4 protein-coding genes and 1 pseudogene are annotated in these 3,111 nt (G+C 61.8%); all 5 read right to left on the minus strand.

The window, feature by feature from the left end; genetic code table 11:
- A pseudogene (locus tag Q8R73_RS01910) lies at positions 1-332 on the minus strand (ABC transporter permease); the annotation flags it as partial.
- Entirely contained in the window at positions 329-1,252 is a 924-nt protein-coding gene (locus tag Q8R73_RS01915) for an ABC transporter ATP-binding protein (protein WP_305717864.1), read from the minus strand. The pseudogene Q8R73_RS01910 and the gene Q8R73_RS01915, both read right to left, overlap by 4 nt.
- Before the next feature lie 283 nt (positions 1,253-1,535).
- A complete protein-coding gene (locus tag Q8R73_RS01920) occupies positions 1,536-2,276 on the minus strand; it encodes a hypothetical protein (RefSeq protein WP_305717865.1) in 741 nt (246 codons plus the stop codon).
- A gap of 88 nt (positions 2,277-2,364) precedes the next feature.
- Positions 2,365-2,655: a type II toxin-antitoxin system HicB family antitoxin gene (locus tag Q8R73_RS01925; RefSeq protein WP_305717866.1), complete on the minus strand. Its 291-nt coding sequence runs from the start codon at positions 2,653-2,655 to the stop codon at positions 2,365-2,367.
- Positions 2,656-2,666: 11 nt separating this feature from the next.
- A complete protein-coding gene (locus Q8R73_RS01930; RefSeq protein WP_305717867.1) occupies positions 2,667-2,957 on the minus strand; it encodes a type II toxin-antitoxin system HicB family antitoxin in 291 nt (96 codons plus the stop codon).
- Positions 2,958-3,111 lie beyond the last annotated feature (154 nt).

Below are 3,111 nucleotides of genomic sequence, written 5' to 3' on the forward strand. Positions count from 1 at the left end.
GCGGCGGCGCCGACATAGCCGAGCACGATCTCGAAATACGACACCGGCGCCGACAGCAGTTCATAGATGGTGCCGACGAATTTCGGAAAGTAGATGCCGAACGAGGCGTTGGCGATGCTCTGGGTCAGTACCGACAGCATCACCTGTCCTGGCACGATGAAGGTGCCGTAGCTGACGCCCTCGACCTCGGCGATGCGCGAGCCGATCGCGGCGCCAAACACCACGAAATAAAGCGAGGTCGAAACCACCGGGGAGACGATGCTTTGCAGCAGCGTGCGCCAGGTGCGTGCCATCTCGAACAGATAGATGGCCCGGACGGCCCTGAAATTCATGACGCCCTCACCAGACTGACGAAGATGTCTTCCAGCGACGACTGGCTGGTATCGAGATCGGAAATGCGGATGCCGGCGGCACGGAGGTCGCCGAGCAGACTGGTGATGCCGGTGCGTTCGCCCCTGGTGTCGTATTCATAGGTCATGCTGCGGCCGTCGCCGGACAATTCGAGACGATAGTCCGCAAGGCTGGCGGGGATCGCATCGACCCTGCTCTGCAGATGCAGCTTCAGATGCTTCTTGCCGAGCTTCTGCATCAGGCCGGCCTTCTCCTCGACCAGGATGATCTCGCCCTTGTTGATGACGCCGATGCGGTCGGCCATCTCCTCCGCCTCCTCGATGTAATGCGTGGTCAGGATGATGGTGACGCCGGAGGCCTGCAGCGCCCGCACCACTTCCCACATGCCCTTGCGCAATTCGACGTCGACGCCCGCGGTCGGCTCGTCGAGAAACAGGATCTGCGGCTCGTGCGACAGCGCTTTTGCGATCATCACCCGGCGCTTCATGCCGCCGGACAGCGTGACGATCTTGGAATCCTTCTTGTCCCACAGCGACAGGTCCTTCAGCACTTTTTCGATATGGGCGGGGTTCTTCGGCTTGCCGAACAGGCCGCGGCTGAAGCTGACGGTGGCCCACACCGATTCGAAAGCGTCGGTGTGCAGTTCCTGCGGTACCAGCCCGATCATGGCGCGCGCCGCGCGATAATCCCTGTTGATGTCGTGACCGTCGACGGTGACGCTGCCTTCGCTCGGATTGGCGATGCCGCAGATGATGCTGATCAGCGTGGTTTTGCCGGCGCCGTTCGGCCCCAGCAGCGCGAAAATCTCGCCGCGCCTGATCTCGAGGTTGATGCGATCGAGCGCCTTGAAACCGGAGCCATAGGTCTTCGACAGATTTGCAACGGAGATGATGGAAGTCATGCGGGGTTTGATGATCTGAATGGGGAGGGATGGCTGCTGGAGCCGCGCTACGGCCGGCTCAAGGCAAGCGCCTCCATGGTGGGGAGGCAGACATAGGAACCCGAAGGTCACAGCGCAATCGCTGCCGCCGCAAAAATGATCGGTCCCGCACCGCGGGCATGACGGGCGTTGAACGAATCGCCGCATGCGCGAAGCACCACGATCTTGTGCCGCGGACGCGGAGCGGCCCTACAGCAGGTGTCTACAGAAAATCACGAAAACAACCCCATGCACAGAAAGGAACCTAGACCAGTTCCCCCGGATCGTTGGCCGCCTCGAAGCGGGGCACGAGGTCGGCGGGCAGCGCCACCAGCTGCGCCGAACGGTCGATCGAGCCGCCGAAGATGGCGGCCCCCGCGATCTGTTTGGCCAGCCGCGTGTATTCGGACCAGACCAGATGGAGCATCAGCGGCGGTTGCTCTCCATTGGCCAGCATCTGCCCGCAGCGCTCGATGGCGCCCTCCGTCAGCCACCATCGTTGCGCCAAGGTGACGAGCTTTCTGAAATGGCGCAGCGTTCCGGTCTGCTGGGCCAGCGGAACGCCCGCCAGTTCGGCGCACCGGGTCAGCCAGTTGAGGCCGGCCACAATGGCAATCGGGTAATCCGCCGTCGCGGTGCCGGTGAAATCGATCACGGTGTTTGCGTGCGGACGCTGGAACAGATAGCCGTCGATCATCTCGATCTGACGGGCGGCTTCGCTCAGCAACCCGAATTCCCCGCCCGGCACCGCTATCACATACTGCATCGCTTCGAGCCGTGTGTGATCCCACACCGAGCCGACATCGCCGGCCGTGTCCGCCAGCGTCCGCTTGCAGGCCGGATAGATCAACTTGCCCTGGTCGATGTCGGCGAGATATTCGGGAACGCGCTGACGAAGGTCGTCAAGCAGGGTGTCAGGTTGTGCCAAATGCCCCGGCGATTTTTGCGCCGCGTTGTTCTCGACTTTCGAATTCCACCAGCCGAACAAGTCATCGCCCCCGATCAAGGCTTCGCGCGGATGTTAGCCGCGTCCGACGAAATGATCGACTGCCATTTTGGATGCGCCCCATCACCCGGCGAGGCCGGACCGGAACTCACTCCCCCGCGGGAGCATCAGCAGGAAATTCGACGAATGCGATCACCGCCTCCTTGGCATCTGCCATGAATTCCGGATCGTTGCGTAACTGCTCGATCGTGCTTGGCGGCTTGAAGCCGGTCGACCCGTCGGGATTGATCCAGCCTTCGGAGGCAAATTGCAGCACGTCGGCGGCCTCCTCCAAGGCTTCCTCGAAAGTGTCACCGCCGGTGATCAACCCCGGAAGATCGGGAAATGACACGCCGTAGCAGCCGTCTTCCTTGTGGACCAATGCGACGTAGCGCGGCATCGCGTAGTTCCTCACTCCGCTGCATGGGCGCGGGCGCGGAGTTCGACGAGCGCGACCATGTAGGTCTTGATGTCGTCGGCGGTGTCAGGATCCGACTTCAGCTCGGTCAAGGTTCGCGGGCGAGGCATCGGCTTGCCGTCCGCCTCGAAGCTTTCGGCGTACAGCTCCAAAGCTTCCGGCGCATTGCGCAATGCCTCGTCAATATCGTCGCCTCCAGAAGTGCAGCCGGGTAGATTCGGAAACCAGACGCCCACAGCGTGATCCGGTCCAGCATCCTCAATGATGGCGATATAGTGTGCCATTGCTACCTCAGTCAGGCTTCCATCCTGCACCCTTATAAATGGCACGAACGAGGCCTTTTCGCAATCATATGACGGAAGGCTGAGGCCGGCCAGCCCGTGCCAAGTGACGCTAAACCCGCTCTACGAAACTATCGACCACCTTTTTCTCGCCGGC

This window comes from Bradyrhizobium sp. (assembly GCF_030697065.1).
Lineage (GTDB): Bacteria > Pseudomonadota > Alphaproteobacteria > Rhizobiales > Xanthobacteraceae > Bradyrhizobium.

Excerpts from the sequence above, each read along its gene's own strand:
- Q8R73_RS01915 (WP_305717864.1), bottom strand. The coding sequence starts at position 1,252 with ATGACTTCCATCATCTCCGTTGCAAATCTGTCGAAGACCTATGGCTCC.
- Q8R73_RS01925 (WP_305717866.1), bottom strand. The coding sequence starts at position 2,655 with ATGCCGCGCTACGTCGCATTGGTCCACAAGGAAGACGGCTGCTACGGC.
- Q8R73_RS01930 (WP_305717867.1), bottom strand. The coding sequence starts at position 2,957 with ATGGCACACTATATCGCCATCATTGAGGATGCTGGACCGGATCACGCT.